The sequence below is a fragment of the Variovorax sp. dw_954 genome, assembly GCF_018449755.1.
In the GTDB taxonomy this organism is placed as follows: domain Bacteria; phylum Pseudomonadota; class Gammaproteobacteria; order Burkholderiales; family Burkholderiaceae_C; genus Variovorax.
The window spans coordinates 314,300-334,337 of sequence record NZ_JAAVVD010000003.1 but is presented as its reverse complement, the minus strand read 5'-3'; the positions used below and the strand labels follow the sequence as shown (position 1 = coordinate 334,337).

Genomic DNA, 20,038 nt, shown 5'->3' with positions numbered 1-20,038 from the left:
ATCCATCCATGGGGAGACAAACATGCAGAACATCGGAAAACACCTTGTTTGGCTGGTCGTGGCTGTGCTCGGCGCCTTTGCGCTCGGCACGGTCGCACTCTCGCGAGGCGAGTCCATCAACGCGTTGTGGATCGTGGTCGCGGCAGTCTGCGTCTACCTCATCGCCTACCGCTACTACAGCCTGTTCATCGCCAACACGGTGCTGGGCGTGGACCCGAGTCGCAAGACGCCAGCGCATCGCCACAACGACGGTCTGGACTACGTGCCGACGGACCAGAAGGTGCTGTTCGGCCACCACTTCGCGGCCATCGCCGGCGCCGGCCCGCTGGTCGGCCCGGTGCTCGCCGCGCAGATGGGCTACCTGCCGGGGCTGCTGTGGATCCTGGCCGGCGTGGTGTTCGCCGGTGCGGTGCAGGACTTCATCATCCTCTTCATCTCGACGCGGCGCGACGGCCGTTCGCTCGGCGAACTGGTCAAGACCGAGATGGGCACCATCCCCGGCATGATCGCCCTGTTCGGCACCTTCATGATCATGATCATCATCCTGGCGGTGCTGGCGCTGATCGTGGTGAAGGCGCTGGCCGAATCGCCCTGGGGCACCTTCACCGTGGGTGCGACCATCCCGGTGGCGATCTTCATGGGCATCTACCTGCGCTACATCCGGCCCGGCAAGATCGGCGAGATCTCGGTGGTCGGCTTCGTGCTGCTCATGCTGGCCATCTTCGGCGGCCAGGCGGTGAGCCACAGCGAATACTGGGCGCCGCTCTTCACCTTCGACGGCAAGCAACTGACCTGGATGCTGATCGGCTATGGCTTCGTCGCCGCCACGCTGCCGGTGTGGCTGCTGCTCGCGCCGCGCGACTACCTCTCGACCTTCCTGAAGATCGGCACCATCGTCGCGCTCGCGATCGGCATCGTGTTCGTCGCGCCGACCTTGCAGATGCCTGCCTTCACGCAGTTCGCCCAAGGCAACGGGCCGGTGTGGTCGGGCAACCTGTTCCCCTTCCTGTTCATCACCATCGCCTGCGGCGCCGTGTCGGGCTTCCATGCGCTGATCTCCTCGGGCACCACGCCGAAGATGATCGACAACGAAAGCCACATGCGGCTGATCGGCTACGGCGGCATGCTGGCGGAATCGTTCGTCGCGGTGATGGCGCTGGTGGCGGCTTCGGTCATCGAACCGGGCATCTACTTCGCGATGAACAGCCCGGCGGCGCTGGTCGGCTCCACGCCGGATGCGGTCGCGCAGGTGATCTCGGGCTGGGGCTTCGCGGTGACGCCGGACATGCTGCTGCAAACGGCCAAGGACGTCGGCGAAACCACGATCCTGGGCCGCGCCGGCGGTGCGCCGACCCTGGCGGTGGGCATGGCGCACATCCTCCAGCAAGCGATTGGCGGCCAGGGGATGATGGCCTTCTGGTATCACTTCGCGATCCTGTTCGAAGCACTGTTCATCCTGACCGCCGTCGACGCCGGAACCCGCGCCGGGCGCTTCATGCTTCAGGACCTGCTCGGCAGCTTCGTGCCGGCACTGGCCAAGACCGACTCGCTGCCGGCCAACCTGGTCGCCACCGCCTTGACGGTCGCTGCATGGGGCTACTTCCTCTACCAGGGCGTGGTCGATCCGCTGGGCGGCATCAACACCTTGTGGCCGCTGTTCGGCATCTCGAACCAGATGCTCGCGGCCGTGGCGCTGATGCTCGGCACGGTGGTGCTGTTCCGCATGAAGCGCGAGCGCTATGCATGGGTGGCGATGGCGCCCGCGGCCTGGCTGCTGATCTGCACGCTGACGGCCGGCTGGCAGAAGATCTTCTCGGCGGACCCGAAGGTCGGGTTCCTGTCGCATGCCGGCAAGTACGCCGAAGCGTTGGCGCAAGGCACGCTGATGGCGCCGGCCAAGACGCCCGAGGCCATGTCGCGCATCATCTTCAACGACCGGCTCGACGCAGCGCTGTGCGCCGTGTTCATCTTCGTAGTGCTGAGCGTGCTGTTCTACAGCGTGAAGACCTCGCTCGCGGCCCGCGCCGCGAACCGGCCAACCACGCGCGAGACGCCGTTCGAGCCGGCGCCGTCGGCCGGATGAGGCAGCGATGAACACCTCGCTCCCCGAAGCCGGCCGCTACCTGGCCCGCACGCTGACGCAGACGCTGCGCCTGATGGTCGGCGTGCCGGACTACGACACCTACGTGGCCCACATGAAGACCACGCACCCCGACCGCGAGCCGATGAACTACGAGGCCTTCTTCCGGGAGCGGCAGCAGGCGAGGTACGGTACGGGCAGGGGCCGCTGCTGCTGAAGCGGACGACATTTCATTGCATCACTCGTCGACGGCGGCCTTCGCCGAGCCGTCCTTGTCGATGACCAGGTTCAGCCCCACTTCGGCTTCGTCGACGTTGTCGAAGGGCGGGATCCGGACGGCCGAGAGCTTCTCGACCATGCAGTCGCCGAATGGCGGCGCCTTCATTTCGCAATAGCCCGACGCGAAGTACACATTGCGCACGCTGCCGTCTGGCGCGAAGCTGAAGACCAGGGGGCACTCGCCCGCCAGGTCCTTGGCGGGCTTGCACGCAGCGACGGCCTTCGGGGTCGCGGCCAAGGTGATTTCATGGGCTCGATCGCGATCGAACGCGGCGGGCGCCGGTGGCGACTTCAACGCCAGCCAGGCCGCTGACGCAGCCAGGGCGGCCACCACGAGCCCGCCTGCTGCGACCCATTCCATTGGAACCCGGGCGAGCTTGAGCGCATTTCTCAATTCGCGGGCCAGGTTCGCGACGTCGTCTTTCCAGCGGTCGTCCCGGATCACCGTGGCCTGCCGCTGCACCAGCGGTCGCAGGTCGGCCGGCAGTTCTCCTGCAGCCGGCAGGCTCGCCCCCTGCATGAGGACCGGAACCACGGACACATCGGCCTGCGCGAGCGCGTGTGCCAGCTCCAGGCGCACATAGTCCTGGCCCTCGCGCGGCACGTCCAGGGCTTCACGCCATTGCGCGCCGATGACCGCGAGCACCGCGCCGCACGAAGCCAGTTCGCCGCGCAGCACGCGCTCGAAATCCGCGCCGGGCGCAATGTCGGCCACATCCATGAACACCCGGTCCCCCAGGATGCGCGTGAGGTCGTCCTTCAGGCGTCCGGCATGGCCAGCGCTGTCGGCGCGGCGGTAGCTGATGAAGATCCGGTCGCGCCGCGGCGGCCTGGCAGAGGGCTCGGCTTTCTCCGTGTGGATCTCCGTTTGCATCGCCCGATCTTCGCAGGGACGCGGGCTGCCGTGTGCGCCGGGCGAGCGTTCATCGCGGACCGGGACTTTCAAGGAAGGCCCCATGCGAGTGCGGGTTAAGTCAATCAAACGATTGATTTATCTGTTCCAATACGGTCCCCATGCCTGTCGCTTCCCAGCCACCCCACCCAACACGTTCCGACGGCGTGGAGGCGCGCGGCCGCATCCTGCACGCCGCCCTCGCCCTCTTCGCGGAAAAGGGTTTCGCCAAGACCTCCACGCGCGAGATCGCCCAGGCAGCGGGCGCGAACATCGCCGCCATCAGCTACTACTTCGGCGACAAGGCCGGCCTCTATGCGGCGACCTTTTCCGAGCCCATGGGCGGCGATGCTGGCGAACTCATTTCGCACTTCACCGCGCCCGGACTTTCGCTGGAAGAAGCGCTGCGCATCTTCATGACCGGCTACGTCGCGCCGCTGAAAGACAGTGAAACCGCGCGGCAGTGCATGCGCCTGCACATGCGCGAACTCATCGAGCCCACGAGCCAGTGGAAGATGGAACTCGACCGCGACCTCAAGGAGCCGCACGACGCGCTCGTGGCCTTGATATGCAAGCACCTCGGCGTGCCCGCGAACAGGGCCGACGACGACATGCACCGCCTCGCCTTCTCGGTGACCGGCCTCGCCATCCAGCTCTTCGTGATGCAGGACGTCATCGGCGAAATCCGGCCACCGCTCCTACGCACGCCATCGCATATCGATACATGGGCCGAGCGCCTTGTCCAGTACGCTTTGGCGCTCGTTGCCTCGGAGGCGCAACGCCGCGCCGGCGTGCCCGAATCCCAACCCCAGCGGGCGCCCATCGCTCCCAAGAAGAAGTCCAGCAAGATCCTATGAGCCTTCGCAGATTGAGACGGATCGGTTCGACCGCCTGCCTGCCCATCGCGGCGCTCGCGCTGAGCGCCTGCAGCCTGACGCGGCCACCGGCCAACATCGGTGCGCCCCTGCCCGCGCAATGGCATTCACCGTTGCCGGCGGCCGGTGCGTCGGCCGCCCTGCCCCACGGCGGCTCGGTGCGCGTGATGACCGAATGGTGGCGTCAGCTCGACGACCCATTGCTGGTCGAATTGATCGACGCAGCCCAGAACGCGAGCCCGACCCTGGCCAGCGCCGCGGCACGCGTCGGCGAAGCGCGCGCGAGCAGCATCGCGGCAGGCGCGGCCCTGCTGCCCAACCTCGCAGGTACGGCGTCGGCCTCGCGCGGCAACTCGCAATTCGCGGGCACCAGCGGCTTCGGCAGCGCGGCGACCACCAGCGGCGGCTCGACCGCGACGCCCATCGTCACCACTTACCAGGCCGGCTTGCAGGCCAGCTGGGAACTCGACCTGTTCGGCAAGCTGCGCGCCGGGCGTGACGCCAGCACGCTGCGCCTCGCCGGCGCGGACGCGCGGTGGCACCAGGCGCGCGTGTCCGTGGCCGCCGACACGGCCAACCTCTACTTCAACGAACGCGCCTGCGAGCAACTCGTGACGGTGGCAGAGAACGACGCGACATCGCGCGCGGAGACCGCACGCCTGACCGAACTCTCGATGCGCGCCGGCTTCACGGCGCCCGCTGATGCCGCGTTGGCGCGTGCCAGTGCCGCCGACGCATCCAACCGGCTCAAGCTGCAGACCTCGCAGTGCGCCGTGGTGCGCGCCGGACTGGTCGCCTTGACCGGCCTCGACGCCAACGTGATCGAGCAGAAGATGGCCGCCACGCCCGCCGACCGCGCGCTTCCCAAGACCCATGCGATCGACAGCGTTCCCGCCGAAGCCCTGGCGCAACGGCCCGACCTGTATTCGGCCGAACTCGACGTCGCGGCGGCCAGCGCCTCGGTCGGCGAGGCGCAGCGCGCGCGCTACCCGAGCCTGTCGCTCACCGGCACCGTCGGCAAGCTGCAGCTCCGTACCCAGGGCTTCAAGGAGACGCTCGACACCTGGAACATCGGCCCGCTGCAGCTCACGGTGCCGATCTTCGATGGCGGCGCTCTGAAAGCCAACGTCGACGCGGCGACAGCGCGCTATGACGAGGCAGCCTCGGTCTATCGCGGCAACGTGCGGCAGGCCGTGCGTGAAGTCGAAACGGCGCTGCTCAACCTCGACAGCACCACCCGCCGCGCCGACGATGCCGACGTGGCGGTGCAGAACTACCAGGCCTCGCTCGACGCCATGCAGGCGCGCTACCAAAGCGGCCTGGCCAGCCTGCTCGACCTGGAGACCTCGCGTCGCCTGTTGATCAGCGCACTCACCGCCCGTGTGCAGTTGCAGCAGGAGCGCGCCGACGCCTGGGTCGCGCTGTACCGCGCGATGGGCGGCGGCTGGGTCCGGCCCGACGGCGCCACCGCCATCAGCCAACAAGAAACGACATCCTCGAAGTCGCAATGAACATCAAACGTCCCACTCTCATCGTCGCAGCCGTCGTGCTGCTGGTCGTCGTCGCCGCAGGCTTCTTCATGATGCGCAAGAAGGCCGACCAGCCCGCCGCGCCCGGCACCGCCAGCTCGGCCAGCACCAAGCACGGCGCCCCGCCGGCACGGCCCACGCTGACGGTCACGGTCGCCAAGCCCGAGTCCGCCGAACTGACCGACACGCTCGCCGCCAACGGCAACGTCATGCCGTGGCAGGAGGCCAGTGTCGGTTCCGAATCGAACGCCCTGCGCCTTGCCGAAGTCCGAGTGAATGTCGGCGACACGGTCAAGCGCGGCCAGGTGCTCGCCACCTTCGAGCCCGAGACGATCAACGCCGACGTGGCGCAGGCCAAGGCCTCGCTCGCCGAAGCCCGCGCCACCGCGGCCGACGCGGCCGGCACGGCTGATCGGGCGCGCACGCTCGAGAAGACCGGCGCCCTGAGCCAGCAGCAGATCAACCAGTACACCACTGCCGCACAGACTGCCAAGGCCCGCGTCGAAGCCGCCGAGGCCGTGCTCGCCGCACAGCAGGTGCGTGGCCGCAACACGCAGGTGCTGGCGCCCGACGACGGCGTGATCTCCTCGCGCACGGCTACTGTCGGCAGCGTCGTCGCTGCGGGCACCGAGCTGTTCAAGCTGATCCGGCAGGGCCGCCTCGAATGGCGTGCCGAAGTCACCTCGGCCGAACTGGGCCGCGTCCCGGTCGGCACGCCCGCCAGCGTCACCAGCGCCAGCGGCGCGCAGGTGCAGGGCAAGGTGCGCGCGGTGTCGCCGATGGTCGACCCGCAGACGCGCGCGGCCATCGTCTACGTGGACATGCCCAACCTGCAGCAGAACAGCGCCATCAAGGCCGGCATGTTCGCGCGCGGCGATTTCCAGCTCGGTCGCAGCAATGCGCTGACGGTGCCGCAGGCCTCGATCGTGCCGCGCGACGGATTCAACTTCCTGCTGCTGCTGCAGCCCGACAACCGCGTGAGCCAACTCAAGATCGACACCGGCCGCCGCGTGGGCGAGCGCGTCGAGATCACCACCAAGCTGCCGGCCGATGCGCAGGTGGTGGTGCAAGGCGCCGGCTTCCTCAACGACGGCGACCTGGTGCGCGTCGTGGATGCCGGGGGTGCCAAATGAAGGTTCGGGTCGTGGACAGGCTTGTGAATTCGGATTTGGCCGTACGCGAAGGACGCAAAGGTTTCGCGAAGGACGCAAAAGAATTCATGAAGAAATTTTCTGGCTTTCCTTCGCGTCCTTCGCATTTCTTCGCGACTTTCGCGTACGGTCAAGTCCGCTCCCGTATTTGCCTCCCGGGGGTCCAGCCATGAACGTCTCCGCATGGTCCATCCGCAACCCGATCCCGGCGGTGATGCTGTTCGTGCTGCTCACCTTCGGCGGGCTGCTGTCCTTCAACGCGATGAAGGTGCAGAACTTTCCGGACATCGACCTGCCGACCGTCACGGTCTCGGCCGCGTTGCCCGGCGCCGCGCCATCGCAGCTCGAGACGGATGTCGCGCGCAAGCTCGAGAACGCGATCGCCACCATCCAGGGCCTGAAGCACATCACGACCAAGGTGCAGGACGGCGCGGCCACGCTGATCGTCGAGTTCCGCCTGGAGAAGCCGGTGCAGGAAGCCGTCGACGACGTGCGTTCGGCAGTGCAGAAGGTGCGCTCCGACCTGCCCGCCGACGTGCGCGACCCGGTCGTCACCAAGCTCGATTTCGCGGCCCAGCCGGTGCTCGCCTTCACGATCTCGTCGAGCAAGCTGGACCCGTCCGAGCTGAGCTGGTTCGTCGACAACGACGTCACGAAGAAGCTGCTTGCGCTGCCGGGTGTGGGCGCGGTCAACCGCGTCGGCGGCGTCACGCGCGAAGTGCATGTCGACCTCGACCCGGCCAAGCTGCAGGCGCTCGGCGCCAGCGCGGCCGACATCTCGCGCCAGCTTCGCCAAGTCCAGACGGAAAGCGCCGGCGGTCGCACCGACCTCGGCGGCAGCGAGCAACCGGTGCGCACGCTCGCCACGGTCAAATCGGCCGATGAACTCGCCGACCTGCAGATCGCGCTGTCGGACGGTCGACGCATCCGGCTCGACCAGGTGGCGCGCGTGAGCGACACCATCGCCCAGCCGCGCGCAGCCGCTCTGCTGGACGGCAAGCCGGTGGTCGGCTTCGAAGTGGCGCGCAGCCGCGGTTCCAGCGAAGTCGAAGTCGGCGCGGCCATCCAGAAGGCGCTCGGCGAGATGCGCGCGGAGCGCCCTGACATCCAGCTCACCGAGGCCTTCAACTTCGTCAAGCCGGTCGAGGAAGAGTACGAAGGCTCGCTGCACCTGCTCTACGAAGGCGCGATCCTGGCGGTGCTGGTGGTGTGGCTGTTCCTGCGCGACTGGCGCGCGACCTTCGTGTCGGCCGTGGCCTTGCCGATGTCGGTGATCCCCGCATTCATCGGCATGTACCTGCTGGGCTTCTCGGTCAACGTCATCTCGCTGCTGGCCTTGTCTCTGGTGATCGGGATATTGGTGGACGATGCCATCGTCGAGGTCGAGAACATCGTGCGCCACCTGCGCATGGGCAAGTCGCCGTATGAAGCGGCGATGGAGGCAGCCGACGAGATCGGCCTGGCCGTGATCGCCACCACCTTCACGCTCATCGCCGTGTTCCTGCCGACCGCGTTCATGAGCGGCGTGGCGGGCAAATTCTTCAAGCAGTTCGGCTGGACCGCATCGCTCGCGGTGTTCGCCTCGCTGGTGGTGGCGCGCGTGCTCACGCCGATGATGGCGGCCTACATCCTCAAGCCCATCGTCACGCAGGAAAAGGAGCCGGCATGGCTGCGCGTGTACATGCGCACGGTCGGCTGGTGCATGCACAACCGCTTCAAGACGATGGTGCTGGCCACGCTGTTCTTCTTCGGTTCGCTGGCGATGATCCCGCTGCTCAAGACCGGCTTCATCCCGCCCGACGACAACTCGCAGACGCAGGTCTACATCTCGCTCGCACCCGGTGCCACGCTGGCGCAGACCACGGCCACGGCCGAAGAGGCGCGCCGGCGCGTGATGGAAATCAAGCACGTGCGCAGCGTCTACACCACCGTGGCCGGTGGCAGCGCGGGCGGCGATCCCTTCGCCAACTTCGGCACGCCGGAGACGCGCAAGGCCACGCTCACGATCCAGCTCGACGCGCGCGGTGACCGCCCCCGCAAGCAGGTCATCGAGAACCAGATCCGCACCGCGCTGGAGTCGCTGCCCGGCGTGCGCAGCACCGTGGGCCTGGGCGGCTCCGGCGAGAAGTACATCCTCGCGCTGTCCGGCGACGACCCGAACGCTCTGACCACCGCCGCCCGCGCCGTGGAGCGCGACCTGCGCACCATCCCCGGCCTCGGCAACATCACCTCGACCGCGAGCCTGATCCGCCCGGAGATCGCGGTACGCCCCGATTTCGCGCGCGCCGCCGACCTCGGCGTGACCAGCAGCGCCATTGCAGAGACACTGCGCGTGGCCACGCTGGGCGACTACGACGTGTCGCTGCCCAAGCTCAACCTCGCGCAGCGGCAGGTGCCGATCGTGGTCAAGCTCGAGGACTCCGCGCGCGCCGACCTGCCCCTGCTCGAACGCCTGAGCGTGCCGAGCGCACGTGGCCCGGTCATGCTCGGCCAGGTCGCCAAGCTCACGGTGGAAGGCGGCCCCGCCGTGATCGACCGCTACGACCGCTCGCGCAACGTCAACTTCGAGATCGAACTGTCGGGCGTGGGCCTGGGCGATGCGAAGGACGCGGTCATGAAGCTGCCCTCCATCACCAACCTGCCGCCCGGCGTGCGCGTCGCGGAAGTGGGCGATGCGGAGGTGATGACTGAACTGTTCAACAGCTTCGGCCTGGCGATGCTGACGGGCGTGCTGTGCATCTACATCGTGCTGGTGTTGCTGTTCAAGGACTTCCTGCACCCGGTCACCATCCTCTGCGCACTGCCGCTGGCATTGGGCGGCGCCTTCGTCGGCCTGCTGATCGGGCAGAAGGCGCTGTCGATGCCATCCCTCATCGGGCTCATCATGCTCATGGGCGTGGCAACGAAGAACTCCATCCTGCTGGTCGAATACGCCATCGTCGCGCGGCGCGAACACCACATGAGCCGCTGGGACGCACTGCGCGACGCCTGCCACAAGCGCGCCAGGCCCATCATCATGACGACCATCGCCATGGGCGCGGGGATGCTGCCGATCGCGGTGGGTTTCGGCGCGGCGGATTCGAGCTTCCGCTCCCCGATGGCCGTGGCCGTGATCGGTGGGCTCATCACCTCGACCGTGCTGAGCCTGCTGGTGGTGCCCGCCGTGTTCACCTACATTGACGACATCGAGCACTGGATCCGGCGTACTGTCCGAAAGGTGCGCGGGCAACCGGCCGACCCGCACATCGACGACGACCTGAAACCATCTCCAAACTGAGGTCGCCGCAGCGGCGGCGACCGGTGTGCAACGAAACGAGGGTCCACCATGAAACGCTCGCGCATTGCTGCAGTCCTGTCCCTGCTGGCGCTTGCCGCATCGTCGGCCAGCGCACAGCCCTCCGAGGCCGCGCGCCTGCGCTATGAGCAGACGATCGCACAGTGCGACGGCGCGAACCTGCCGCGCCCGGAGCGCAATGCCTGCATTCGCGATGCCGGTGATGCGCTGGCTCGCGCGGGCGGCGGTCAGCCCGCGGTGTCGCCGGACACCATCCCCGACACGCGCTCCACGGTGATCGCGCCGGACGGCACGCAAAGGAGCGGGGATGACTCCGACTCGACCTACACGACGCGGGACGGCCGGGCCGTTGTCGTGCCGCCCGCCAAAAACTGACGCGCGAGAGCGCCAGCAGTTTTGCTAAAGCCGAAGTTCGCCCCGCACCTCGCGCGGCCAGCGATCCGGGTCCATCCCGTGCGTCTTGAACAGCGCCAGCACGGTGCGATCGAGCCCCAACCCGATGCAGGCCGTGTGCGCCGTGGCGTCGTCGGATTGCCGGATGCCGAACTTGCCGGTGAAGTGCTCCTGGTGCCAGTTGAAGGAGCAGATTGCTGTCGGCTTCTCGAGCGACACCACCGGCACGACGATCTCGAACTTGAGGGCCATCTCCCGCTGGCTCTCGGCCAGCAACCGCCCGGTCTTGCCGAAGAAAGGGTCGTTCGCGACCTCGCTGTGCACCGGCAGGCCGATGCTGCGAAACATGGCCATCCCCTGCGCCAGCCAATCGTCGCGCCACTTCTGCACGGCCTCCGGCGCACCGACGCGGACCAGCTCCCGCATGCGGAATGACTGCATCCGTGTCGGCTCGTCCGACGGCTCATGCCGATAGCACCAGCCCACGACGCTGACCAGGCGCCCGCCTTCGGGCAGCAGACCGCGCAAGAGCGGATAGACCGGGTAGCAGGCGGCAGGCAACAGCATGGCCTCGGTGATGTCGAGCAGGTCTTCCCAGCGCTGCCCCCCGGCTGCCCTGGCCTCCATCTCGCGCGCCTGAGCGTCGCTGCCAAAGAAGCTGTGCACGCTGCCGATCAGTTGCGGGAAGTTGCCGAGGTAGCCCATCTTCTCGATCAGGTCGCGCGCCACGATCGGGGGAAACATCATCGGCCTGGCGTCGGGAGCGTCGCCGGTGCGCATGAACAGCGCATCGAAGCACTGGAGCACGTGTTCGAAGACTTCTCCGCGGCCATACCCTCCCTTCACGGCCGATGGAAGGAGCAATCCGTGCGCAACGAGCGCATCGTGGAACGCACGGGGGTCATAGCGGTCGACGGCTTCCGCGGCCGGCGGCGAGGGGGTCATGATGGGGAGGCCTCTCTGGTCATCAGTTGCATGAACTTGCCGGCAATGCCGACACCGACTGCGCATGACACAGCGGTGGCATTTCTTTCCGGCGAGTAACGATCGTTGTCGAAATGCGCCCAAGGCCAACGCAGCCCGCTCGCTGTCGTGCATTGCCAACACCGCCGCATTTGAAGCGCAACATTCCGCAAGCGCTGAAAGCCAGCTCAGCGGAGTTTTGCATGGGTCATCCGGTGTCGGCCAACCCACCGCGCAACCCGGCCGGCAATGCATGCGGCACGCGCAGCGCCGCAATCCGACGGCTCGCAGTCACGCCTGCCCACCCAGCGCCAAAGCGTGCGCCACTGCGGTTTCGCGGGCGATCCGTGCGCCAGATGCCGTGGCCCTTGCCGGACGGCAGCGAAGCGAAATGAGGAGGCTAACGTTGGCATGAGGAAGTCGGAGACGCAATTGTTCGCAGTTTCGCTCCACGCTCTGCCCTATGGCCGATACCTCCGGAGGTAGTCGAGATGACTATGTACAACTTTTGGCCGAATCGCTACGCTCCTTATCGTCAATTCACGTCAACTCCTCGTCAGCATGCCCACCCCCCGTCGTCAGGACCCAGCTTCAAGTCTCCGCCTCGGCGTGGACCTGGTGGACGTGCATGCGATCGAGGACTCGCTGGCGGAATTCGGAGACCGTTTCGTCCATCGCATTTTTTCAAGGCACGAGATCGAGATCTCCAACGGATCGCCCGAGCGCCTGGCCGCGCGCTTTGCAGCCAAGGAGGCCGTGATCAAGGCGCTCGACCTGGCTGAACTCGGCGTCGACTGGCGAAACATCGAGGTCCGCAGCAGTGCGACGGGGCGCCCGGGAATGCGCCTTGCCGGCAACGTGGCGGCGCGGGCGCGCGAACTCGGCGCCCACGACATCATGGTCTCCCTGAGCCAGGAAGGAAGCATCGCGATGGCCGCGGTCATTGCGCAAATCGGTCCGGAACCGACCGAAACGGGATAGGGCCCAGGCGCTCGCGGGCGCGGACCCAAGTCGATAAAAATTGAGATCGTTTTAGCTGTCACACACATGAATACAACCACCGACATTCACACCGTCGAGGCCGCAGTACGGGAGGTACTCGGCAAGCATGGACGTCTTGTCCAGGACGTCTACAGGCTCCCTCACGATGCAAGCCTCGGGGAGGCGGGCCTGACTTCGCTGGCCAGCGTCAACGTGATGCTGGCCCTGGAAGCCGAGTTCGGCGAGATCCCGGAAGAACTGCTCACGCGCAGCGTGTTCCGGAGCATTGCTTCCCTCACCCGGGCCATGCATTCGCTCACGGCCTGAAGGCCGCCGCTTCCATCCGGCCGGCAAGGCCTCGACAGATTCATCCGAACTCCGGCGACCGTCGCCAGCCTCGATGGCTGCGCGCGTGAACGAGCAGTACCTCCCATCGTTCGATTGCCTCCTATGAAGTCCACTATGCCAACCACAACGACCCCGTCGAAATCCATTGCCATCATGGGAATCCGTGGCATTCCCGCCCAGCACGGTGGCTTCGAGACCTTTGCCGAGCAGCTCGCGCCCTACCTGCTTTCCGCCGGCTGGGCAGTCACCGTCTACTGCCAGGAAGATGGAAAGATGCCGACGTGGGAGAGCACGTTCCACGGCATCCGGCGCGTTCACATCGGCGTGGGGCGGGACACCGCCCTCAACTCCATCCGCTTCGACTGGGCCTGCATTTCGCACGCGTTGAAAGACCGTCCCTCGCTGGTGCTCACGCTTGGCTACAACACCGCGCTGTTCGGCTTGCGCCTGCGCGCGGCCGGCATCCCCAACGTGATGAACATGGACGGCATCGAATGGTCGCGCCAGAAGTGGGGGCCCATGGCGCGCGCCTGGCTCTACCTGAACGACTGGGCAGGCTGCCTCGGCGCGACCCACCTGGTGGCGGATCACCCGGAGATCGCGCGCCACCTTTCCTCGCGTGTGCGCGCTCGCAAGATCACCACGATTCCCTATGGCACCACGGCCATCGAAGACGTGGACACCGCACCGCTCAAGGAACTGGGTGTGCAGCCCGGCAAGTTCGTGACCGTGATCGCACGCCCCGAACCGGAGAACTCGATCCTGGAAATCGTCCAGGCCTTCTCCGCGAAGAAGCGCGGCGTCGACCTGGTGGTGCTCGGCAACTACCGGTCCGAGGTCGCCTACCACGCGCAGGTGCAGGCCGCGGCCAGCAACGAGGTGCGCTTCCCCGGCGCGATCTACGACAGCAGCATCGTTCACTCGCTGCGCAAGCACTCCATCCTCTACGTGCATGGCCACCGCGTGGGCGGAACCAATCCCTCCCTGCTCGAAGCCATGGGCGCCGGCAATGCGGTGCTCGCACACGACAACCAGTTCAATCGATGGGTGGCCGGCGAAGGCGCGGGCTACTTCAAGGACGCCAGCAGTTGCCGCGACGCACTCGACAACCTGCTCGGCAACGCAGCGCAGCGCAGCGAGATGAGCGCCGCCACGCTGAAGCGGGCCCGCCTCACCTTTGCGTGGCGCGACGTGCTGGCCGCCTATGCGTTCCTCCTCTCCGATGTGCACTCCTGGGCGCACGGCCGCCCCTCCTCATGGCAACGGCTGCCCACATCGCTTCCCCAAGAACCTGAAGGCACGTAGATGATTTTCTTCCGACCCCTGGTCGTGGTTCTCCTTGCATTCGCACTCGCAGCTTGTTCGAACCCGCCTCGTCAACAGGACGCAGGCGCCGTGTCGCCGCCCGTCATGGCCGCAGCGTCGCCTCCCGCCCGCGCGCCGCAACCCGATGCCGGCTACACCTTTTCGCCCGGCGACGAATTCGACCTGCGCGTGCCGGACGCGCCGCAACTCGACCAGTCGCTGCGCGTGCTGCCCGACGGCAACGTGAGCCTGCCGCTCATGGGCGTGGTGCGCTTCCAGGACCGCACCGTCGACGACGTGCAGAAGGACTTGCGCACACGCCTCGACAAGCTCGCCGGCGAGGCGCCGAATCGCGAATACCTGCTGCGCCCGAACGATGAACTCGAGATCAAGTTCCCGTTCGCCGCAATGCTCAACGACGTGGTCCGCCTGCGCCCCGACGGCAAGATCCAGCTCCAGCTGGTGGGCATGGTGCGCGCCGAAGGCCGCTCGCCCGAAGAGCTCGCGCAAGACCTGCGCAGCCGCTATGCGACCTATGTGCGCAACCCCGACCTCGCGGTGATCGTGCGCACGGTCAACTCGCAAAGCGTGCGCACCGCCAATGGCATCGGACGCGCCGGCCTCTCCGGCCTGAGGCCGACGATCGTGATCCGCAGCTTCCAGCCGCCGCAGGTCTTCGTGGGCGGCGAGGTGGCCCGGCCCGGCACACTGCCGTTCCGGCCCGGCCTGTCGCTGGTCCAGGCGATGGTCGAGGCGGGCGGCCAATTGCCCAGCGGCGATCCATCGGCCCTCATCCTGTTGCGCCGGCGCCCGGACCACACCCTGGAGGTCGTCAGCACAGGCTTCACGGCCGACGCGTTGCGCTCGCCCGACCGCGACATCCTGCTGCGTCCCTTCGACGTGGTGATGCTGCCCAAGTCCGGCGTCGCCATCGCCGCCGACAACCTGAACCAGTACATCTACAACCTCGTGCCCTTCCTGCGCAACGGCTCGATCGCCCTGAACTACGACAACGTCGGCAGGCGCTGAACAAAGAAAAACGCAAGCTCAAATGCCCGCCACCACGCCCTTGTTCCCTGACCGCCCTTCCACTTCACAGACCCTCATCTCTCCCGGAGAAATCGCGGGCATGCTCTGGCGCAACGGCCGGCTCATCGCAAGCTGCACGGTGCTTGTCTCGGCGCTTGCGCTAGGCCTGTACTTCGCGCAACTGCCCGTCTACACATCCACTGCACGGATGCTGGTGCAGATCGACCAGATCGGCACGCCGTCGTTCCTGTCGGGCATCGCGGCCTACCGCGAATCCCAGTTCGCCGAGCCGGTCAGCCGCAAGATCGAAACCGAAATGGCGCTTGTGCTCAACCGCACCAACGCCCTCGAAGTGGTCGACAAGCTCGGCGTCCAGGCTTCGCAGCTTCCCGTGTCGGCCATCGCAAACGCCAAGTCGATGCTCGCCGAGACCTTTCCCGCCCTGGACGCACCGGAAAAGACCGACAACGCCACCCGCCAGGGCCGGATCGCAGACGACATGCTGGCCAACATGAGCATCGAGCCGGTGCGCTCCAAGACGGCCGAGACCACGTCCAATGTGCTCGAGGTCAGCCTTGCCAGCACCGATCCCGAAGTCGCGCAGCGCGCGCTCGCGGGCATGCTCGACGCCTACCTGCGCGTCAGCACGCAGCAGAACCGGCGCCTCGGCACGGCGACGACGAACCTGCTGAAGTCACAGATCGTATCGACCCAGGCGGAACTGAAAAGCGCCGAGGACGCCATGGTGCAACTTGCGGTCCGCGAAAGCCACGACACCGACCTCACCGCATCGGCCACGCTGGCAGGCGCGGCCACCGGCGCGGTCGGCACGCGCCGCGAGACCGGCCGCGGCGCCAACGAAACCGCGAACGCCCAGTTGGTCACGCAGTACCTCGAGCTCCAGGGCCAGCTCGACGAGCTTCGCCAGACCTTCACCGACGACGCCGACGGCGTCAGGAAGCTGAAGCAGCGCGTGGCCGACATGCGGGCCCGCCTTGCCTCGCAGGTGCGCTCGACCGCTGCCAATGCCGCGGCCTTCAACCGGCTGGAGCGCCAGCGCTCGCTGGCGCTGGACCGCTACGTGGAACTGCGCCGCAAGCTCGACCAGATCGACATCTACATGCAGCTGACGCCAGCGGCGCTCGACGGCCGGATCGTGGTCGATCCACCAAGCGTGCCCGACGGGCGCGAAGCGCGCAGGAAGAAGCTTGTCGCCCTGTCCGGCCCCTTCGCCGGCTTCTTGCTCGGCCTGCTCCTGGTCACGTTGAAGCAGTTCCTTTGTCCGCGCATGCAAAGCCGGCGCGAGGTCGAGCGTTTGCTAGGCGCCCCCGTGCTTGGCGCACTGCCGACCTTCGCCGACAGGCCTGCCAGCCCCACCCCGCAAGACGCCGCCGGACGCCCCCGCAAATGAAAAATCCTGATTCGCTCCTGGCAGCCCGCCTCGCGCTGGCCATGCTGGAAAAACTGCCCGTCCGCAACGATGGCGGACATGTGGTGCTGGTGACCAGCGCAGTCGCTGGCGAAGGCAAAAGCTTCGTGTCGCGAATGCTCGCGCACGAATCCGCCCAGTCCACCCTTGGCGACATCGGCATGGTTTCCACCGGCTTCATCGATGCGACCATGGGCACCAGGCTGGTGGACACATCGGTTCACGCCACGCAAACGCCGCACCTGTTCTACATCCCGGTTTCGCAGGAGCAGCGGCCCGACGAGCTCTACAACGCAGCGGCCGTGGCCGCGGGGATCGTGGCGCTGCGCACGCGCTTCAGGCTCAGCCTGATCGACGGACCGGTGATCGCGAACTGCGGCGCGCTGCTGGCGCGCGTGGACGCGGTGCTGCTGGTGGTCGACTCGGTCCGGACGTCTCCGCAGAAGGTCAGGCGCGCGTTGAGAGAGGCTGCGATCGCGCCCACCGACATCACTGGCGTCGTGCTGAATCGCGCGCCGCAGCCCCTGCCTTCGTGGATCGGCGGCGATTGAACACCTGGCCGGGCCGCGCCACCTCCAGCTTCGAGTGCATTGTTCTCGCGGCCGGCGTGCTGCTGGGCGGGCTCGGCATGGCATCGTTGCTCGGTGCGGAGTCCACGGGGTTGCAGGTGGCGGGGCTGGGCGTCATCGCGGCGGCGGTCTATGCACTGGCCACGCGGCAGCTGCGGCGGCCGCTGCTGGCCGCGGTGTTCTTCCTCGCGCCCGTCGACATCAGCAAGGCGATCATCTCGCCGCTGACGTCCTTGTACTTTCCCGCCGGCCCCTACTACTCACCCGGCCTGTACCTGACGCTTTCCCACATGGCGCTGCTGGCGCTGCTGGTCGCCTGGCTGGGACATCGCGCGCTGCTGGAGCGGCGCTGGCCACCGATGACCCGGCTCGACTGGCTGGCGCTGGGCTTCATGGTGTTCATCTGGATCCGCAGCTTCGGTGCGGCCCAGGGCCTGTTGTCGCTGGGCAGTGCGGCGGCGTATTCCCTTGCCGTGATCGGTTTCTACGTGGCCTCGCACACCATCCGGGACACCTCGGACGTGCGGCTGGTCGTCAAGGCCTCGCTGGCGGTGCTGCTCCTGTCGATCGTCTACGTGGCGCTGCAAGCCATCACCCAGTCGCCGCTGACGCTGCCCGGATCCAAGGGACTGGCCTTTGGCGCCAGCGTCGACTTCGGCGGCGGCGTGTCGACGTACCGGCCTTCGGGGTTCATGAACCACCCCAATTCGCTCGCGCACTACCTGGTCATCGTGCTTCCGCCCGCCATGGCGCTGTGCCTGCTGGGGCCCGCGCGCATTCCGCCTTCGGCATGGTGGATGGCCGCGGTGACGGCCCTGGGCGGCGCCATGGTCCTGTTGATCACCCTGTCGCGCGGCGGGTGGGCCAGCGCTGCGCTCGCCACCTTCGTCATCGTGGCCGTCTACGTCCGCAAGGGACTCGTCAGCCGGCCCCAGCTGGCCCTGATGTTCATGGCCCTGATCGCCTGCGCGCTCGTGGTGGTCGCCCTCTACCCGGCGATCCTGCTGCGCCTCACCGCACCCGACAACCGCTCGCTCGAATCGCGCGTGTTGCTGGCGGACATGGCCTTCACCATCATCCAGGCCAATCCCTTCGCTGGCGTGGGTTTCGGGGACTACAACCGCGCGGCATTCGAATACGCCACGCCGCTGTTCGCCAACGTCACCGAGGCCTATCAACAAGCATTGCACCAGTTGGTGGTGCACAACCACTTCCTGCTCGTGGCGGCGGAACTGGGCATTCCGGCGATGCTGCTGTTCGTGTACCTGCTGTGGCGCTTCGTGCGGCTGCCCTGGCCGCTTTCCCGCTGGCAGGACCACGGCACCTTCGCCATTGCAATCGGCTTGTCGGCGGCGGTCGTCGGCGAAGCGCTGTTCTTCAACTCCGACAACTACTACGTCGACATCCGCGTCTACCTGTTCTGGCTGGCCGCCGGCGTGTTGCAGGCGCTGACGCTGCAGGCCGACCGGGAGCGCACGACGTGAAGCGCGGCAAGTTCCTGGTGGCGCTGGGCTCGGCCATGGGCTCCCGCCTCGCGACCGCGGCGCTCAACTACGGGCTGTTCTGGGCGCTGTCGCGGATGCTCGGCACCGAGGCGCTGGGCGGCTTCTCGCTGTTGATGAACGTGTTCCTGATGGTCCAGCTGCTGCCCTTGCTGGGGCTGACCGTGCCGCTGATGCGCCGGGTCGCCACCACGCCGGGCAGCCTGCCGGTCGAGATCACCAACGCCTTCGCATTCGCCGCACCTGTCAGCGTGCTGCTGGCCGCGATCGTGGCGACATGGGGCCACGTCTCCTACAGCGGCGACATCGCGCTGTCCTTCGGCCTGGTCGCGCTTTCGTTGCTGCCGACGGCGTGGACGATCGTGGCCGAAGCGGGTCTGCTCGCGCAGGAACGCGTGGCCGACGTGGCGCGCCTCTACTTCATCGAGGCACTGTTGCGCACGGTGCTGGCCATTGCCTGCGTCTGGCTCGGCCATGGACTGGTGGGCGTGTTCACCGTCTTCCTGGTGCTGCGCTTCCTCGCGGCCCTGCTCTATGCGCTGCATTCGATGATGCCCTTCCCGCGGCTGGGCGCCTGGACCTGGCAACTGCAGAAGCGCAACTGGTCCGAGGTGCCTGTGTTCTTCAGCATCGCCGTGGTCGCGGCGCTGGTGTCGCGGCTCGACGTGCTGACGCTGTCGCACCTGCGCGGCCTGCACGACGTGGCCACGTACTCGGCCGGCTCGCGGCTCTACGATGCGGCGCAAATGCTTCCGACGGTGACCGCGCTGGTCGTCCTGCCCACGCTGTCCAGGCAGTTCCTGTCGGCGCGCGAGCAGTTCCGCACGACGCTCGGCCTGTCGGTGCGCATCGGCCTGCTGCTGGGCCTGGCGTTCGCGATGATGGCCGCCGCATTCGCGCAGCCGGTGATCGACCTGCTCTATCGCCCCGACATGGCCGCGGCCGCGGCGGGGCTGCGCTGGCTGATCTTCGCCGCCGCCATCATGATGGTGGACGTCATCCTGTCGTCCACGATGCTGGCGGCCAGCGCGCAGCGGCACGACCTGCGATCGCTGACCCTCGGGCTCGTGGCGCTGGTGCTGGCCTTGGGCGCGCTGGTGCCCGGCTTCGGGCCCACCGGTGCCGCCGCGTCCGTCGTGATCGGCCTGTGCGTGCGTGTGATGTGGCGCCTGCGCTGGGCGGTGCGCGAACTCGGCATGCCCCCGCCCTGGCTCCATATCGCGCGGCTCATGGCCGGCTGCGCGGCCGGCGTGGCGGCCATGTCGCTGGCGCTGCCCCATGGCGCCCTGGCGGCTGCGGTGGCGGCGCCTGCGGCCTATGCGGCGACGGTCGTCCTGCTGGGAACGCTGGGCCGCCACCCCTGGCGCACGCTGCGCGCCGACGTGGCGTTGCTGACCAACCGTACCCCCTCCTGAAAG

The 20,038-nt window shown here is 67.4% G+C and carries 17 protein-coding genes; 15 read left to right on the top strand and 2 right to left on the bottom strand.

The window, feature by feature from the left end:
- Positions 1-22: 22 nt before the first annotated feature.
- Together HB681_RS07670 and HB681_RS07665 are read left to right on the top strand one after the other, a co-directional pair.
- Positions 23-2,083, top strand: coding sequence for a carbon starvation CstA family protein (locus HB681_RS07670; protein ID WP_213954203.1), 2,061 nt, complete (start codon positions 23-25; stop codon positions 2,081-2,083).
- 7 nt (positions 2,084-2,090) lie between these two features.
- Entirely contained in the window at positions 2,091-2,297 is a 207-nt protein-coding gene (locus HB681_RS07665) for a YbdD/YjiX family protein (RefSeq protein WP_213954202.1), read from the top strand.
- Between the two features lie 21 nt (positions 2,298-2,318).
- On the opposite strand, the gene HB681_RS07660 is transcribed toward HB681_RS07665, so the two are convergent.
- The gene (locus HB681_RS07660) at positions 2,319-3,233 is read right to left on the bottom strand and encodes a toll/interleukin-1 receptor domain-containing protein (protein ID WP_213954201.1); all 915 of its coding nucleotides are present in this window, start codon (positions 3,231-3,233) and stop codon (positions 2,319-2,321) included.
- A 140-nt stretch (positions 3,234-3,373) separates the two neighbouring features.
- Between HB681_RS07660 and HB681_RS07655 the strand changes: the two genes are divergently transcribed.
- The 5 genes from HB681_RS07655 (at position 3,374) to HB681_RS07635 (ending at position 10,476) form a co-directional block, all read left to right on the top strand.
- On the top strand, positions 3,374-4,108 hold the full coding sequence (locus HB681_RS07655) for a CerR family C-terminal domain-containing protein (protein ID WP_213954200.1): 735 nt from the start codon (positions 3,374-3,376) through the stop codon (positions 4,106-4,108).
- A complete protein-coding gene (locus HB681_RS07650) occupies positions 4,105-5,637 on the top strand; it encodes an efflux transporter outer membrane subunit (protein ID WP_213954199.1) in 1,533 nt (510 codons plus the stop codon). Before HB681_RS07655 ends, HB681_RS07650 begins: the two co-directional genes overlap by 4 nt.
- Positions 5,634-6,788, top strand: coding sequence for an efflux RND transporter periplasmic adaptor subunit (locus tag HB681_RS07645; protein WP_213954198.1), 1,155 nt, complete (start codon positions 5,634-5,636; stop codon positions 6,786-6,788). The genes HB681_RS07650 and HB681_RS07645 overlap by 4 nt, the downstream gene beginning before the upstream one ends.
- Before the next feature lie 187 nt (positions 6,789-6,975).
- Complete coding sequence (locus HB681_RS07640; RefSeq protein WP_213954197.1) at positions 6,976-10,083, top strand: efflux RND transporter permease subunit; 3,108 nt, start codon at positions 6,976-6,978, stop codon at positions 10,081-10,083.
- Positions 10,084-10,131: 48 nt separating this feature from the next.
- Positions 10,132-10,476 carry a hypothetical protein gene (locus HB681_RS07635; protein ID WP_213954196.1) on the top strand — a complete coding sequence of 115 codons (345 nt, stop codon included), beginning with the start codon at positions 10,132-10,134 and terminating at the stop codon, positions 10,474-10,476.
- Between the two features lie 24 nt (positions 10,477-10,500).
- On the opposite strand, the gene HB681_RS07630 is transcribed toward HB681_RS07635, so the two are convergent.
- Positions 10,501-11,439 (bottom strand): amino acid--[acyl-carrier-protein] ligase, encoded by a 939-nt coding sequence (locus HB681_RS07630; RefSeq protein WP_213954195.1) that lies wholly within the window; start codon positions 11,437-11,439, stop codon positions 10,501-10,503.
- Between the two features lie 579 nt (positions 11,440-12,018).
- Here HB681_RS07630 and acpS point away from each other — a divergent pair.
- The 8 genes from acpS to HB681_RS07590 all read left to right on the top strand — a co-directional run bounded on the left by acpS (position 12,019) and on the right by HB681_RS07590 (position 20,035).
- The gene (gene acpS / locus HB681_RS07625) at positions 12,019-12,438 is read left to right on the top strand and encodes a holo-ACP synthase (protein WP_213954194.1); all 420 of its coding nucleotides are present in this window, start codon (positions 12,019-12,021) and stop codon (positions 12,436-12,438) included.
- A 66-nt stretch (positions 12,439-12,504) separates the two neighbouring features.
- Positions 12,505-12,765 (top strand): acyl carrier protein, encoded by a 261-nt coding sequence (locus HB681_RS07620; RefSeq protein ID WP_213954193.1) that lies wholly within the window; start codon positions 12,505-12,507, stop codon positions 12,763-12,765.
- Between the two features lie 135 nt (positions 12,766-12,900).
- Positions 12,901-14,091 carry a DUF1972 domain-containing protein gene (locus HB681_RS07615; RefSeq protein ID WP_256354316.1) on the top strand — a complete coding sequence of 397 codons (1,191 nt, stop codon included), beginning with the start codon at positions 12,901-12,903 and terminating at the stop codon, positions 14,089-14,091.
- Between the two features lie 90 nt (positions 14,092-14,181).
- On the top strand, positions 14,182-15,120 hold the full coding sequence (locus HB681_RS07610; RefSeq protein ID WP_213954191.1) for a polysaccharide biosynthesis/export family protein: 939 nt from the start codon (positions 14,182-14,184) through the stop codon (positions 15,118-15,120).
- Between the two features lie 22 nt (positions 15,121-15,142).
- Positions 15,143-16,531, top strand: coding sequence for a Wzz/FepE/Etk N-terminal domain-containing protein (locus HB681_RS07605; RefSeq protein ID WP_345944639.1), 1,389 nt, complete (start codon positions 15,143-15,145; stop codon positions 16,529-16,531).
- Positions 16,528-17,100 (top strand): hypothetical protein, encoded by a 573-nt coding sequence (locus HB681_RS07600; protein WP_213954189.1) that lies wholly within the window; start codon positions 16,528-16,530, stop codon positions 17,098-17,100. The genes HB681_RS07605 and HB681_RS07600 overlap by 4 nt, the downstream gene beginning before the upstream one ends.
- A complete protein-coding gene (locus HB681_RS07595; RefSeq protein WP_213954188.1) occupies positions 17,097-18,602 on the top strand; it encodes an O-antigen ligase family protein in 1,506 nt (501 codons plus the stop codon). Before HB681_RS07600 ends, HB681_RS07595 begins: the two co-directional genes overlap by 4 nt.
- Positions 18,599-20,035, top strand: coding sequence for a polysaccharide biosynthesis C-terminal domain-containing protein (locus tag HB681_RS07590; RefSeq protein ID WP_213954187.1), 1,437 nt, complete (start codon positions 18,599-18,601; stop codon positions 20,033-20,035). Before HB681_RS07595 ends, HB681_RS07590 begins: the two co-directional genes overlap by 4 nt.
- Positions 20,036-20,038: the final 3 nt, after the last annotated feature.